We start from the raw sequence: 14,886 nt of genomic DNA on the forward strand, positions 1-14,886 counted from the left end.
CGCCACTGCGGCGTCAGAAGCTGCTGATCAGCTTGACGAACGCGTCGTCGATCTTCGCCGTGTCGCGGGCGTCGAACGCCTTACCCGCGGACGCCTTGGCGATCAGGTCCAGGGTCGCGAAGTCGGACTGCTCGTCAAACGCGATGCAGAAAATCTTGACCGGACGATCCGGATCCAGCGCGACGTCCTGGAGCAGCCGGGCGAGCTTGGTGTCCTTGCTGTACTCGTTCTTGCCGTCCGTCAACACGACCACCGCGTTGATCCGGGACTCGTCATAGTGGTCGAGCATGTAACGGCGTGCCGCCCGGACGGTGGCGTACAGGGCGGTGCCCCCCTCGACGTGGAGACTGCTGATCTTCTTGGCGAGGACCTTCTGGTTGAACGCCGACAGTCGGACCTCCTCGCTGTAGGGCGACTTCCGCCGTTGATCTGTTTCCGACGAGAACGACCAGAGCGCCACCTGGTCCTCGGAGTTCAACAGACCGAATCCCTTGGCGGCGGCCGCGGTCGCCACCTGGAATCTGCTCTGGTTACCGATCTTGGCGTTCATCGAACCGGACGTGTCGACGGCGACGAGGATGTTCGCCTTCTTCCGCAGCGTGTCCCAGCCGGTGAGGATCGCCTTGACCACGGCGGGATTCGGCGGGTCGAAGTAGGTGAGATCGGCTGTCCCGCGCCCGCGGACGGAGGCGACCAGCGGGTCGGACGCGTTCCGCTCGTGGTCGCGGAACCCGAGCCGGCTGAAGCTCCGCTGTTGTGCCGGCTGCTGGAGGTACTCCCGGAAGTCGGCGGCGGCGGCACGCTGCTCCGGGCTGGCCGAGGGAAGGACCACGTACGGATGGTCGAGGTTGAACGTGCCCTCCTTCGGATACAGCGCGACCAGCGGGACCTTGGGCTTCTCACCCCGGGTGGGACTCAACTCCCCCTCGTTGTACTGGTAGACCAACTCCTCCTGCGTCACGATCGCACTCACGTCGGTCGAGGCCGACGTGCCGGCGCCGGACAGGTCCGCCTCGGCGAGGTTCTTCAGCAGGTCCACCACGTCGTCGCTGTAGTGGGACACATTGGCCTCGATCCGGCGGACGAACTGGGTCACCCTCGGATTCGCCAGGTCGCTCTCGGTCAGGTCACTCGCCCGGTTGATGGCCGCGTAGTACGTCGCGATGATGGCCGCCAGCCCGGAGGTGGACAGGTTCGGGTTGACCTTGCCGAAGGTGAACCGCCCCCAATCGGGGCGGCCGAAGGCGGCCCACCCCGTCCGCCCGGACAAGCCCAGGATCTCGCCCCAGCCGAGCGGCCCCTGTCGTTGGAGAAGCTCTCCCTTCGGGCGCGGCACGGCGATGACCAGCGGGCTGTTCGCGATCGACGGGTATTGGCCGGAGGTCTGCGCCGGGCGTTTGGCGGCCTCGTCGAGCAGCTTCAACTGCCCGGTCCACAGGGTCGACGTCGGCAACCACACCTGCGGTCGCGGAAGGTCCGGCTGCTTGGCGGCCCAATCGCCGGCCAGCGCATCCGTCGCGGCACCCGAGGTCAGGCCATGTACGGTCACGGTGGCGCAGCGGCCACCGAACCGCCGATCGCTCTTGTTGTAGCGCTCGGCCAACTCGCCGAGCAGCACGTCCTTCTCCACCGAGGAGCTGACCTCCAGCGGCGTACACCCCACGTCCCCCGCCGGCCGGACGATCAGGTAGGCCGCCGCGATGACCGCGACCCCGGCCACGATGGCCGCCGTGTACGGCAACCACGGCCGAGCGTTCGGTCGACCTGTAACCATTGGTCCTCCAGCGAATTGGCTGACGGTGTCGACATCAGTCACGGCCGATCCCGGGCCGGCCCGCGCAGGGCGGATCAGTCGTCACCCGGGATCATGGCACGCCGGCGGTCAGCCCGGCTGGAAGCATGCCGGTCGATCACGGTTCGGTCGCAGCGCGGCGAGCCAGGGGGCCCGTGCGGGTCGTCGCCCTACTTCATGGAACTGAGCAGCCCGACGTCGGGCCGCAGCGCGCCGTCCTGGCCCAGCGACAGGAAGTCGGCCTCGACCACGGCCCGCTCGAGCACTCCCGCCCGCACCGCCTGGTGGCGCACGGCTGACCAGAGGAAGACATCGAGGTTGTCGAAGCGGGTGTCGCCCTCGACGACCTCCTCCTCGTGGAACCAGAGGCCGACCTGCCCGTCGGTGAGCACCACGTAGAGGTTGCCGCTGCCGTCGGCGCCGATCGAGTAGACGTCGTCGTCGGTGAGCTCCGTCTGGTAGTCGGCGGCCAGGATCCGGCAGTCGTTCGCGGCGAAGTCGAACCCGTAGGACCAGTCGTACACGTCCAGGAACTGGGGCATGCGCCCTGACCGCACGCGGCGGTCGAACGCCGCCAGCGCCGTAGCGACCGCTGGCGGGAGGCGGTCGAGCATCGGCGCCACCGGCCGGGTCTCCACGGGAACGGTGACGGGAGCGCGGCCGGGGAACCACCGTGCGAGGTCGGCATCGAGGTCGCGTTCGACGTAGCCGATCAGATCAACAGGTGTGAGCGTCACCGGCGGATGCTAACCGGGACCTCCGACGCGTCGGTGACCCGCCGGTGTGGCCGCGACCGCGACCACACCGGCGAATCCGGCTATCTCACCGTTGGGCTATCTCGGACGCCGCATCACAGTCCACTACATTGGCCCGACCTCGGGCCACCGACCGTGTTCGCCGCCCCGCCGTTAACCGGTGGCGGCTGGTTTCCGACGCACCGCAGCGGCCCGTCGATCCGGTTCCCGGAAACGACGATCGGGGTGCCGCCGGTACGGTTGTCGACCAGGCTGACCGGCCCGGTCACCCGGGTCCCGCCGATCAGGACCCGGCCGGTGGCACCGGTGACCGAGACCGGACCGTCGACCCGGCTGTTCGTCAGCTCCACCACCGAGGCCCCGGCGGCGGCCACCGGTCCCGTCACTGTGGCGTCGAGCGCGACCAGTCCAGCGCCCTTCTCGACGCTCACCGGCCCGAGCACCCTGGCACCCGGCGCGAGACAGGTCACCGCGGCACGGACCAGCAACGGGCCTCGGTGCTCGCCGCTCACCACCTGGCCGCAGGTCTGGTCGGTGACCTCCAGCTTCACCGGAAGCGTCACCAGAGAATTGGAGGGGTCGTCGCTGGTGACGCACAGTTGGGCCCGGTACGTGCCGGCGGCCAGCCCGGTGCTGTCCAGGGAGACCGTCACCTCGCTGGCCTGGCCGGCACCGGTTCCGGCGGCGAGGCGCGTCGTCCTCAGCCACGGCACCTCCTCAGGCGTCACGCATGGTTGCAGGTCCGGCAGCCGTACGTGGGTGATGAACCGGGCCGCGCCCTTGTCGTTCTTGACCCCGACCAGGTGATTGGCCCGGTCGATCTCGTGCACACCGCGCGAGCTGGTGGTCAGGATGTTGCCGTTGCCGAGGGGGTGAACGCCCTGGTAGCCGCTGCCGCCGGGCGCGTAGACGCCGAGGAGCTTGCCGGCACGGTCCAGCTCCCAGACCCCGGCGGTGGAGCCACTGCCCCAACTCGCCGCGAGTACGTTGCCGTTGGGCAGCTCCACGAGCTGGCCGGGCCAACTCAGCCCACTGAAGAAGCGGGCATTGGCGTGCGAGCCGTCCTTGCTGAAGCTGTGGATGGCGTCGCTGTCGCTGGCCGAGACGAGCATGTCGTCGCCGCGGAAGAGGATCGACCACGGCCCCTTGAGCCCGTCCGCCCCCGGCGCGACGAACCTGCCCAGGTACTTGCCCTCGGCGTCGAACTCGACCACGGAGTTGGCGTTGTCCCCGTTGGCGACCGTGACCAGGACGGTGCCGCGCGGGGAGAGCGCGATGCCCCGGGTGTTGGTCATGATCGCCGGGTCCCGCACGCCCGCGGTCGGGGCGAAGACGCGGCGGAACTTGCCGTCCAGGCCGTGCTCGGTGATCACCGAGTTGACCTGGTCGGACATGAGGAAGCCGCTGCCGTCCGGCTTGGCGATGATCTGGAACGGCGTGTACAGGCTGGTGGACGGGTCGAACGCGGTGTGCGGGATGAACTGCGGGTCGATCAGGTTCCCCGAGTGCGGATCGAACGCCATCACCCCACGGGTGGCACTGCCCGAGTTGGGAATCAACAGCACGCCGTCACGCAGGAGCCGGACACGCTCGTCGTCCGGGCCCGCGTTCGGGTCGTCGAGCCGCCAGTCCAGCACTCCGTGCCCGGAGTTGCGTACCGTGAACGACTGCTTGGTGACCATGCCGGCCGGCTGCCGGGCCGAGAGCGACCGGGGTGCCACCTCGATCTTCGGTACCGGCACCACCGTCAGTTCCAGCGCGATCGCCGGCGTGGGCTTCTTCGGGTCGTTGCTGGCCAGGCACAGGTCGGCCCGGAACACGCCGCCGTCGTCGAGGCCGGTCGAGTCGAGGGTGACCTTGATGTCCTGGCTGCTGAACGGGGCCAGCGTTCCGTTTGCCGGCGTCACCTTCGCCCATGCCGGCCAGGAGCAGTCGGCACCGTCGCCGGTTGCCTGCCAGGTGAGCTCGGCTCCGCCGGCGTTGCCCACCTTGACGGTGTGGCTCTCGGTCTGCGCGACATCCAGGCTGCTGCTCAGCGTGGCCGGGTCCAGGGTCAGGTCCGGGGACGCCGGCAGGACGGCGACCGGGAAGTGCGCCTGGGCGATCGGTTGCCCGCCCGACCCGTGCCGGGCGTCGGTGGTCAGGTTGATCGCGCCGTGGAGCCAGTCCTTACGGGGCGTGCCGGTGACGTCCAGGGTGACGGTCAGCTCCTGGCTGGCGCCGGGCGCCACCGTGAACTGCGTCGGCGTGACCGTGATCCGGGCTCCGGCCGGGGCCTGCGCCGCCGCCCGGTAGGTCGCGTCCACGGTGGCCACGCTGGACACCGTGCGGGTGAAGGTGCAGACCTTCAGGCAGTGGTGTTCGACGACGGCCGGCAGGTTCAGCGTCTGCGGATCGCCGCCGGACTCGGGATCGGCCGCGGCGAAGCTCTCAGCCGTCTCGTCGAGCACGAGCCCCGTGCGGGCGGCCTGCCCCAGGTTGATCCGGCCGGAGCCGATGTCGAACGCGTCGGCCGGCGTGACACCGTCCTCCTTCACCACCCCGTCGCGGTCCGCGGTGACCGCCAGCGCGGAGCGGATCCGCGTCGGCGACCAGTCCGGGTGCAGGGCCGCCAGCAGAGCGCCGGCGCCGGCGACGTGCGGCGAGGCCATGGACGTGCCCTGCATGAAGGTGTACTGGGCCGGGTTTCCGGCCGTCCCGATCGTGGCGGCGAGGATGTTCCGGCCCGGGGCGGCGACGGTGGGCGCGAGCATGTCGAACCGGCTGGGCCCACGCGAGCTGAAGTCGCCCACCACGTCGGTCCAGTCCCCGTCGCGCAGCACCTCGCTGCCGGCGCCCACCCGCACCGAGACAGGCCCGTCGGTGGCGGCCAGGTGGGCGCGCAGCCGCTGCCCGTCGGCGAGGCTGACCATCACGGCGGGGATGGCGCTCCCCGTGAGTGCGCCCATGGTCAGCGGCGGTCCGCCGTACTGGGTGTGCACGACCACCCCGGTGGCGCCGGCGGTGGCGGCGTTGCGCACCTTGACGGAGAAGTCGCAGCCGCCTCTGGGGATCAGGGCGACCCTGCCGCTGAACGCCGCCGACGGGAAGACCGCGCAGCCCTGCGCGTTGTCCGGGTCGACGGTGCCCGCGTACCGGAGTTCTCCCTCGATGGGTGGGCTCGGTGAGCCCTCCCCCAGCACGGCGGCGACGCGGGTGAGCGCCGGCGGGGCCGGCGTCGGCCCCGTCACGTCGAGCCGGTGGGCGACGACCCGCTCGTGGCTGACCGCGGCGACGGACATGTTCCACGGCGCGGTCTTAGCGACGGTGCTGGCGGCCGGGCCGTTGTTGCCGGCGGAGGCGGCGACGAAGATGCCGGCCGAGTAGGCCTCGAGGAACGCCTGGTCCACGAGGTCGTTCCACGGGTTGTCGCGCCCGGAGATCGAGTAGTTGAGCACGTCCACGCCGTCGGTGATCGCCTGGTCCACCGCGGCGATCGTCGCCGAGGAGTTGCATAGCGTCGTCACGCAGACCTTGTAGGAGATGACGTTGGCCCGTGGCGCGACCCCGGAGATGGTGAGGGTGTGCGAGTCCGCGCCGACGGTGATGGTCGCCTGGTGCCGGTTGCCTGCGGCGGTCGAGGCGGTGTGGCTGCCGTGACCGTGGTCGTCTCGGGCGTTGGTGCCGGCGGCCATCGACCAGGCGCCGATCAACTTGTCGTTGCAGATCGCCTCGGGGCGCGGGTGGGTCGGAGCGCAGACGCCGACGTAGTTGCCCGCGCCGAACGGGTTGGTGTGCCGGTAGCCGTCGCCGTCCACCGCCGCGAACGACGGATGGCCGGGATTCACCCCGGAGTCCAGGACTCCGACGATGACGCCCTCGCCCCGGGTCGCGACCTCCCCCGCGGTCTGTCCCTGCCAGACGGCGGCCGACTGGATCAGCGCGTTACTGGTGTCCGTCTCCAGGGTGAGTGCCTGGTCGGGTACGACCGCGGCGACTCCCGGCAGGTCGGACAGGTGCTGCGCCTCGTCCGCGCTGACCGCGACCGCCAGTCCGTTGATCACGTTCCGGTACGTGTGGGCGACCCGCACGGAGCGGCCCAGGGCGGTCTCGATCTCGTCCACCAGCACGTCCTGCTGCCGCGCCAACTCCTTGGCGTAGGAGGTGCTCGCGGCCGCCCGGGGGTCGATCCTGCCGGTGCGTGCCGTGGTCGCCCTCGAAGCGGCCACCAACGACGGCTTGTCCATCCGCAACAGCCAGAGCCCGCTCTTGGGCTGCGGAAGAAGCTCGGGTGCCGGTCGCTCGGACGCCGCGGGTGCCTCCTGGCCATCCGGTAGCGGCAGGCGGGAGGGTGCCGCAGTGGCGGGAACGGCGGTCGCGGCGAGCAGCAGGATGCCTGCGGCCACCGACGCGACCAGCCGAGCGCTCGCCCTGCGGGTGGGGAAGGTTCTTCGATAGAGCGGCTGGGCCACCGTGAGCTCCTTAAGTCACCGATCGGCGCGATTGGTCCGTGTCTCGCGGCCTCGCCAGAGCGGGAGGTGCTCAGTGCGACAGGGTGCGATCGTGTGACAACCTAGGTGATCACGAGAGGCTAGGCAATGACCTACGTCAATCGGCTCACCTCGCCGGGGCCTCGCCGGGGCCTCGCCGGGACGGACGACCACGCGTCATCACGTGGCGCGCGTGGACCCGCCCTCAGCGGGTGAGGACGTAGGCGAGGACCGCCACGCCGCCGGCCACGACCAGTGCGCTGCCGGCGGCCAGCAGGGCGGCGCCCTCCGGGGGCCCGAGGTGGGTGGGCAGCCGGACGGTGCGGTACCGGCGTCGGGCCAGGGCGGCCACCGCGACCGCGACCGGTGTGCAGGCCAGCACGAGCGCCGCGGCGAACGGATGACGCGGCAGCAGCTCACGGCCGACGGCCACCAGCACGGTGGCCGTCGCCAGCGCGGTGCGCAGCCAGGCGAGCAGGGTGCGTTCGGCCTGCGCGCCCCGGTCGGCGTGCCGCTGCAGCTCCATCAGGTCAGCACCACGACGGCGATCGTCACGCCGGCCGCGACCACCCCCACCGCCGACGCGACCGCGACGGGGGTGGACGGCAGCGGTAGCTGCAGCCGCAGCGCCCGCTCGTTGCGGCTCCACCGGGGGAACGCCTCGGCAGCCACCACGACGGCGAGCACCGCCAGCACGGCCGCCGCCCACTGCGAGTCGTCCGCACCGAAGGCCTTGACCGCCGCGGCGGCCACCATGAGGCCCAGCGCGGTCCGCAGCCACGCGAGGAACGTGCGTTCGTTGGCGAGGGTGAACCGCGGGTCCGGTTCCGTGCCCACCCCGTAGACCCGGCGCGGCCAGCGGCGGTCGGCCGGTCCTGTCGGCTCGCTCCGGCCGGCCGGCCCTGTCCGCTCACCCGGGCCGACCGGCGTGGGAGATGACCCGCCCGTCACCCCGCGACCGGTGCCGAGGGCTGCCACGGGGTGTCTCCACATTCCCGCTGGACGCGGGCGAGCTCCTCCGTCAGCGCCGCCCGGGTCTCGGCGTACGCGGGGTCGTCGTAGACGCTCCGCATCTCCCACGGGTCGGCCCGCAGGTCGAACATCTCCCACTCCGGCTCCTGCGGAGTCAGGGAGGTGCCGGGCAGTCCGAGCCCGTCGGCGTAGTAGTAGACCAGTTTGTGGTCGTGGGTGCGCACGCCGTAGTGCGCCCACACGTGGTGTTCGTCGTCGTCGTGCTCCCAGTAGCGGTAGTACACCGACAGCCGCCAGTCGCCGACGGCCTCGCCGCGCAGCAGCGGCCGCAGCGAGCGCCCCTGCATGCGGGGGTCGGCCGGCACGCCGGCGTAGTCGAGGAACGTCTGGGCGAAGTCGACGTTCATGGTGAGCGCGTCGGTGGTGGAGCCGGCCGGGATCTCCGTCGGGTAGCGGATCATGAACGGCATCCGCAGCGATTCCTCGTACATGAACCGTTTGTCGTACCAGCCGTGGTCGCCGAGAAAGAACCCCTGGTCGGAGGTGTAGACGACGATGGTGTCGTCGGTCAGGCCGTGCTCGTCGAGGTAGTCGAGCAGGCGGCCGACGTTGTCGTCGACGCTGGCGACGCAGCGCAGGTAGTCCTTGATGTACCGCTGGTAGGTCCAGAGCGCGGCCTCGTCGGGATCCAGGTGGGGCGGCAGCATCTCCTTGATGTCGTGGGCGGTCAGGTCCCCGTCCACCCGCATCCGTGCGGCCCGGGCGGCGGCGGCGTGCCCGGAGTGGTCGTCGTCGAACGAGCCCGGCACGGCCACGTCGTCGACGTACATGTCGCGGTGCTTGTCGTCGGGTTCCCAGTTGCGGTGCGGCGCCTTGTGGTGGACCAGCAGGCAGAAGGGGCGCTCCGGGTCGCGCTGGTCGAGCCAGTCCACGGCCAGGTCGGTGATGATGTTCGTGCAGTAGCCCGGACGGACCCGCTCGGTGCCGTCCATCCCGATGAAGACGGGGTCGCGGTAGCGGCCCTGGCCGGGCACGATCTCCCAGTAGTCGAAGCCGCGGGGGTCGTGCTCCGGGCCGTGCCCGAGGTGCCACTTGCCGACCAGCGCCGTCTGGTAGCCGGCGCGGCGCAGCAGCTCCGGGAAGACGAGCTGCCGGTTGTCGAACTCGGTCGACAACGTCTGCACGCCGTTGACGTGGTTGTAGGTGCCCGTGAGAATGGTGGCCCGGCTGGGCGCGCAAAGCGAGTTGGTGCAGAAGCAGTTCTCCAGCAGCGCACCGCCGGCCGCGATGCGGTCGATGTGCGGCGTCTCGTTGATCTTGCTTCCGTAGGCGCCCACGGCGTGCGCGGCGTGGTCGTCGGCCATGATGAAGACGATGTTGGGCCGCACGGGTTGTTCCTTTCTGGAGCGAGGTTCAGGACGCGTACGCGGCGGCGTCGTAGTAGGTGCTGGGGTCCACCGCGTTCGGCAGCTTGCCCAGGTCCTTGAAGAGCCCGTTGAGGCTGGTGAGCCACCCGGCGACGGTGCCGTCGGTGGACTTGGCGGCGAGCTCCGCGGACGTCAGGAACCGGGCGTTGGTGGCTTCGGCGCGCAGCTGGTCGACCGGCGCCGACTTGAGGAACTTCGCGGTGAGCTCGACGGCCCCGTCCACGTCGGCCGCCCGCTCGTCGTTGGCGGCACGCAGCACGGCGATCACCTTCTTCACCAGTTCCGGCTTGCCGGTCACCACGTCGTTGCGCCCGACGTAGGCGGACGGGAAGCTGATGTCCGGGTAGAAGTCCTCGTTCTTGGCCAGCTCCCCCAGGTTCGGCACCCGCTTCTTGATCGTGCCGATGAGCGGGTACCAGATGCCGGCCGCGTCGATCTGGCCGGAGCCGAACGCGGTGACCACGGTGCTGGCGTCCATCGCGACCTTCTGGACGTCGTCGATGGAGAGCCCGGCGCGGCGCAGAGCCAGCCGCACCATCATGTCGCCGGAGGTGCCCTCCGGCACGCCGACCTTCTTGCCCTTGAGCGCGGCGATGGAGGTGATGCCCGGCTGGGCGATGACCCGGTCGGCGAAGCCGAGCGAGTTGATGGCGACGACGCGGGCCTTGCCGGAGGCCGGCAGCCACATCGCGCCCGGGCCCAGGTAGCCGAAGTCGAGGTCGCCGGCGCCGAGCGCCTGCACCTGCAGGGGCCCGTTTGTGAAGACCTTCAGGTCCGGCTTGAGGCCGTGCTGGGCCCAGAGCTTCTTGTCCTGGGCGATCGCCATGAGGCTCGCGCCGGTGAAGTCGGCGATGTAGCCCAGCTTGACCGGTTCGCCGTCGGCGGAGCCGGAGCCGGAGCCCGACTGCTCGTCGCCGCAGGCGGCGAGGGCGGCGGCGGTTCCGAAGCCGGCGAGGCCGGCCAGAACGGCGCGACGGGAGAGAGGGCTCATTGTGATGCACCTTCCTGAGGGGTCTGGTGGTAGACGGCGCGCCAGACCCGATTGCGGATCCGCGAGAATTCCGGCGAGAGGCGGACGGCCTCGGTACGCGGGTACGGCAGGTCGACGTCGATGACCTCGTACACCCGCCCCGGCCTGGCAGCCATGACGACGACCCGGTTGGCGAGGTAGACGGCCTCGTCGACGTCGTGGGTGATGAACATGACGGTGCGGCGCTCGGTGCCCCAGGTGGCCAGCAGCTGATCCTGCAACTGCACCCGGGTGAGGGCGTCGAGGGCGCCGAAGGGCTCGTCCATGAGCAGGATGCCCGGGTCGACGGCGTAGGCGCGGGCGATCGCGCAGCGCTGCCGCATGCCGCCGGAGAGCATCCGGGGCAGCACGTCCGCGAAGTCGGTAAGGCCCACCAGGTCGATGAAGTGCTGCGCCCGGCGTCGCCGCTCGGCCCGCGCGACCTTGGCGATGCGGAGACCGAACTCGACGTTCTGGCGCACGGTCAGCCAGGGGAAGAGCGCGTACTGCTGGAAGATGACGCCGCGTTCCGGGCTGGGCCCGTTCACCGGCCGAGAGTCGACGAGCACCTCACCGCCGGTGGGCTCGATCAGGCCGGCCGCGATGTTCATCAGGGTCGACTTGCCGCAGCCGGACGGCCCGACCACGGTGACGAACTCGCAGTCGGCGATGTCGAGGTCGACGTCCTGCAGCGCGTGGAACGGTTTGCCGCCCACGTCGAAGACGCGGCTGGTGGAGCGGAAGGAGATTTTCTCGGTCATCGGCGTTCCTGCCATCCGGTGAGGCGCTTCTCCGCGACGAGCAGAAGCCGGTCCATGATCAGGCCGAGCACGCCGATGGTGATCAGGCCGACGAAGATGCTCGGCAGGTCGTAGTAGATCTGCGCCTGCTGCATGCGGTAGCCGAGGCCCTCCTGCGCGGCGATCAGCTCGGCGGCCACCAGGGTCGCCCAAGCCGCGCCGAGGCCGACGCGCATGCCGACCAGGATGAACGGGGTGGAGGCGGGAACGACGACCCGGCGGAACACCACGGCGTCCCCGGCACCGAGCACCCGGGCGGCGTTGATCAGGGTGGCGTCGACGCCCACCACGCCCTGGTACGTGGACACGACGCAGGACAGGAACGCGGCCAGGAAGATGACGAAGATCTTCGGGGTCTCCCCGATGCCCATGAGCAGGATGGCCAGCGGGATGACGGCCAGGGGCGGGATCGTGCGGAAGAACTGCACGTAGGGCTCGATCAGGCCGCGCGCCGTGCGGTACCAGCCCATGAGGAAGCCGACCGGCACCGCGAGGGCGCTGCCGAGCGCGAATCCGATGAGCACCCGGCGCAGGCTGGCGAGGCTGTCGTCGAGCAGGGTGCCGTCCATGGCGAGTTCACCGGCGCGGACGGCAACCGCCCGTGGCCCGGGAAGGCCCGACACCCCGGCCCGGGCGAGCACGGTCCAGATGCCGATGCCGAGCACGACGGCGAGCACGTTCCACACCAGCAGCGGCACGGCGCGGCGCGGCGGGGACGCCGCGCGGGTGGTTTCCGGCCCGCGGGTCCGGGGCGGCTGAACGTCTATCGGCACGGTGGTCCTCCGTAGCCCAGGGCGGATGTCGGCGCCCATGCCCGGGAGGCGGCGCTCAAGGTAAGGGAATCTTGAGCGCCGCGATTAATCCTGTCAACCCTTCGGACTAAAATTGCCGAGCCCAGGCCACTGCCCGTGCTCGTAAGACATCCGGCCTCCGGCCACTACGGCCGATGTACGACGCAGGGGGACAAACGCCCGCCCCCGCTGCGGGGCTGCCCGACGGGGCCGCTGCGCCGCACGCCGCCGGACCGGCACGCCGGCGGAGGCGTCGGTCATGATGGTGCGGTGATCGAACGACCGGATGCCATGCAACGCGTGCGGCTCGCGCACACCGAGACCCTGCTTGCCCAGCTCCGCAACGCCGGCCCGGTCAGCCGGGCCGAACTCATCCGGCTGACCGGGTTGTCGCGCACCACGCTGTTCGACATCATCGGCGACCTCATCGCCCGTGGTGTGGTCGTCGAGCGCGAGCCGGCGCTCTCCGGCCACCGCGGCCGGGGGCGTCCGTCCACGACCGTCAGCCTCAACCCGTCCGCCGGCCAGATCATCGGCATCGACCTCGGCCGGGCGACGATCACCGTCATCGTCGCCACCCTCAGCCACGACATCCTGGCCCGCGGCAGCCGCGCTGTCACGCTGACTGCGGGCCCGGCCCGGCGCGCCGACGCGGCGATCAAGCTGACCGACGACCTCGTGCACGAGCACGACATCGACCTGCGCGCGCTGGAGGCGATCGGCCTCGGCCTGCCCGGCCTGGTGACCGACCGGGGCCGTCCGGCCGGCGGCAGCCCTTCGGCGGCCGCGAAGCAGGTCAGCGCGCGAATCCAGGACCGGTACGGCGTCGCCGTCGTCACCGACAACAACTCGCGGCTGGCGGCGCTGGCCGAAGGCACCTGGGGCGCGACCCGTGACGTGCGGGACGCCATCTACGTCCGGTGGAGTGACGGCGTGGGCGGGGGGCTGATCGTCGACGGCCGACTCGCCCGTGGCGCCCACGGCGCCGCCGGCGAGATCGGCCATGTCAGCGTCGAGCCGGACGGCGAACCCTGTCCGTGCGGCGGCCGGGGCTGCCTCGAGCTGCTGATCCGCCCGTCGGCGCTGATCGAGCGGTGCGCCCGCCGCGGCGTCACCGTCGCGGACCCGTCCGACCTGGTGGCGCGGGCACGCGCCGGCGAGCCGACCGTCCAGGACGTGGTTCGGCATGCCGCGACGCTGCTCGGCCGGGTCCTGTCGGGGATGGTGGTGCAGTTGGACCCGGGCAAGGTGGCCATCGGCGGCACCCTGGCCCACGCCGGCGACGCGGTGCTCGAGCCCGTGCGGGCGGCGATCGGTCAGCTGGCGATCCCCCGTCACCCGCGCCGCCTGGACGTCGTGACCGCCCAGTTCGGCGACGAGGGCGGCGCCCTGGGCGCGGTCGCGGCCGCCCTACGGCTCAACGTGTCCGAGCCCTTGCCGGCCCTCCCCACGGCGCAGGGCTAATCAATAGATACATTTGCATGTATTGGCTTCCTCGGGTATGAAGGCTGAAAGCACGTCTGGGTGCTGGTTCCTGGGGAGGAGCGACGATGAAGCACACCCTGCGCCGTCTGCGAACGGCGGTGGTCGCGCTCGGCGCCTGCACACTCGGGCTAAGTTTCCTGTCAGTACCCGCCGCCGAGGCGTACCCGGTTCAGCCTCTCGCACCACAGTCCGAGCGGGCACCCGAATCGGACCAGTTCTCGGCCGAGGGCATCACCACGGTCGGTGAACTGCGCACCGTGGGCGGCTCGCTGTCCTACGCCGGGGGCGGCCGGGAACAGATCATCCGGCATCCCGGTGCTTCGTACGTCAAGGTGCACTTCAGCGCACTGCGACTGGCCCCCGGCGACCACGTGACCGTGTCGAGCCCCGACGGCCGGGAGAGCCACCGGTACGACCGCAACCTCAACCGGGCGACCGGCTCGGACTACACCACCGACGGACAGCCGGGCTTCTGGGCGATGTCGGTGGAGGGCGACACCGCGGTGGTGACGCTGCACAGCAGCCGCCTCTCCCGTGGCAACGCCGCGACCATCGACCGGTTCTGGCGCGGCTACGACCGCGCGGAGATCGCGGCACACAACTTCTCCACGCAGTCCGTCTGCAGCACCGACGCGCGCCGCGACGCCGTCTGCTACCAGAGCAGCCACCCCACCGAGTACGCCCGCGGCAGGGCGGTCGCGCGGCTGCTGATCAGCGGCGGTGGGATGTGCACCACCTGGCGGGTCGGCAACACCAACCGGATGTTGACCAACAAGCACTGCTTCTCGACGCAGGCCGCCGTCAGCGGCAGCGAGATGCAGTTCAACTACCAGTGCGCCACCTGCGGCGGCGCGAACCCCGGCGCCGGCACCAAGGTGAGCGGCGCCACCCTCTACAAGGTGAGCAGCGGCGGCTCCGGCGACCTGGACTACACGCTGTACTCGGTGAACAACTTCGCCAACATCCAGGCGTTCGGCACGCTGTACCTGGCGACGACCGCCACCACCAACGGCACGCGGATCTATATTCCGGGGCACGGCGACGGCAGCCCGAAGCGACTGTCGATCTACGAGGACACCCAGAACGGCACGACGTGCAGCGTGCGGAACGCGAACTACAACACCTCGAACATCAGCTACAGCTGTGACACCTCCGGCGGCAACTCGGGCTCGCCGGTGCTGAACGCCAGCCACCGGGTGGTCGCCCTGCACCACCTCGGCGGCTGCCCGTCGAACCAGGGCGCGAAGGCACACCTGATCTACAACGAGATCGCCAGCCTGATCGACAACAACGGCTGACGACGTCCGTCCGGAAGGGTCGGCGCCCGCCCGGCTCGGGCGGGCGCCGGGGCCAGGTGATCCGCGGTTTGCGGTCACCTGGCCTGCC

At 70.8% G+C, this 14,886-nt stretch carries 11 protein-coding genes; 2 read left to right on the forward strand and 9 right to left on the reverse strand.

What is annotated here, in order from left to right; genetic code table 11:
- Positions 1–13: 13 nt before the first annotated feature.
- The 9 genes from ACQPZO_RS19080 to ACQPZO_RS19120 form a co-directional block, all read right to left on the reverse strand.
- A complete protein-coding gene (locus ACQPZO_RS19080; RefSeq protein WP_433342796.1) occupies positions 14–1,741 on the reverse strand; it encodes a substrate-binding domain-containing protein in 1,728 nt (575 codons plus the stop codon).
- Between the two features lie 221 nt (positions 1,742–1,962).
- Complete coding sequence (locus ACQPZO_RS19085; protein ID WP_433342798.1) at positions 1,963–2,529, reverse strand: hypothetical protein; 567 nt, start codon at positions 2,527–2,529, stop codon at positions 1,963–1,965.
- A gap of 113 nt (positions 2,530–2,642) precedes the next feature.
- On the reverse strand, positions 2,643–6,998 hold the full coding sequence (locus tag ACQPZO_RS19090) for a S8 family serine peptidase (protein WP_433342799.1): 4,356 nt from the start codon (positions 6,996–6,998) through the stop codon (positions 2,643–2,645).
- Positions 6,999–7,221: 223 nt separating this feature from the next.
- Positions 7,222–7,542, reverse strand: a complete 321-nt coding sequence (locus ACQPZO_RS19095; RefSeq protein WP_433342800.1) for a DUF202 domain-containing protein — start codon at positions 7,540–7,542, stop codon at positions 7,222–7,224.
- Entirely contained in the window at positions 7,542–7,853 is a 312-nt protein-coding gene (locus ACQPZO_RS19100; RefSeq protein WP_433342802.1) for a YidH family protein, read from the reverse strand. The genes ACQPZO_RS19095 and ACQPZO_RS19100 overlap by 1 nt, the downstream gene beginning before the upstream one ends.
- A gap of 110 nt (positions 7,854–7,963) precedes the next feature.
- On the reverse strand, positions 7,964–9,376 hold the full coding sequence (locus tag ACQPZO_RS19105) for a sulfatase family protein (RefSeq protein ID WP_433342804.1): 1,413 nt from the start codon (positions 9,374–9,376) through the stop codon (positions 7,964–7,966).
- Between the two features lie 25 nt (positions 9,377–9,401).
- A complete protein-coding gene (locus tag ACQPZO_RS19110) occupies positions 9,402–10,406 on the reverse strand; it encodes an aliphatic sulfonate ABC transporter substrate-binding protein (RefSeq protein WP_433342806.1) in 1,005 nt (334 codons plus the stop codon).
- On the reverse strand, positions 10,403–11,185 hold the full coding sequence (locus ACQPZO_RS19115; protein ID WP_433342807.1) for an ABC transporter ATP-binding protein: 783 nt from the start codon (positions 11,183–11,185) through the stop codon (positions 10,403–10,405). The genes ACQPZO_RS19110 and ACQPZO_RS19115 overlap by 4 nt, the downstream gene beginning before the upstream one ends.
- Positions 11,182–11,997 (reverse strand): ABC transporter permease, encoded by an 816-nt coding sequence (locus ACQPZO_RS19120; RefSeq protein WP_396673715.1) that lies wholly within the window; start codon positions 11,995–11,997, stop codon positions 11,182–11,184. Before ACQPZO_RS19120 ends, ACQPZO_RS19115 begins: the two co-directional genes overlap by 4 nt.
- Before the next feature lie 288 nt (positions 11,998–12,285).
- On the opposite strand from ACQPZO_RS19120, the gene ACQPZO_RS19125 reads away from it, so the two are divergent.
- Both ACQPZO_RS19125 and ACQPZO_RS19130 read left to right on the forward strand, forming a co-directional pair.
- A complete protein-coding gene (locus ACQPZO_RS19125; protein ID WP_433342809.1) occupies positions 12,286–13,479 on the forward strand; it encodes an ROK family transcriptional regulator in 1,194 nt (397 codons plus the stop codon).
- Between the two features lie 86 nt (positions 13,480–13,565).
- Positions 13,566–14,798 (forward strand): trypsin-like serine peptidase, encoded by a 1,233-nt coding sequence (locus ACQPZO_RS19130; protein WP_433342811.1) that lies wholly within the window; start codon positions 13,566–13,568, stop codon positions 14,796–14,798.
- Positions 14,799–14,886 lie beyond the last annotated feature (88 nt).

The sequence above is a fragment of the Micromonospora sp. CA-111912 genome (assembly GCF_050948415.1).
GTDB lineage: Bacteria > Actinomycetota > Actinomycetes > Mycobacteriales > Micromonosporaceae > Micromonospora.